The 253-nt window shown below is 61.7% G+C and carries 1 pseudogene; it reads right to left on the bottom strand.

The annotated features are described in order from the left end of the window. Positions 1–170, bottom strand: a pseudogene (locus tag EOD29_RS33460) (enolase C-terminal domain-like protein); the annotation flags it as partial. Positions 171–253 lie beyond the last annotated feature (83 nt).

The following is a 253-nucleotide window of genomic DNA, read 5'->3' as shown; positions in this document are numbered from 1 at the left end:
TGCGGCGCCAGCGCCACGTCGTAGGCTTCGGCCATCGCTGCGATCTTGCGGCATTCGGTGATGCCGCCGGCATGGGAGAGATCCGGCTGGATGATGTCGACGTAGCCGTCCGAAAGGACCTGCTTGAAGTCCCAGCGCGAAAAGAGGCGTTCACCGAGCGCGATCGGCGTCCCTCGGAAAGCGCGTTCAGCTACTTCGAGGCGCTGGAGCTTTATTTGAAGGATCACGGTGCTCCCGTTGCCTTCTATTCCGA

The sequence above is a fragment of the Mesorhizobium sp. M1A.T.Ca.IN.004.03.1.1 genome (genome assembly GCF_003997555.1).
Classification (GTDB): domain Bacteria; phylum Pseudomonadota; class Alphaproteobacteria; order Rhizobiales; family Rhizobiaceae; genus Mesorhizobium.
The sequence above is the reverse complement of the archived record's forward strand: the minus strand, read 5'-3'. Positions and strand labels throughout refer to the sequence as shown.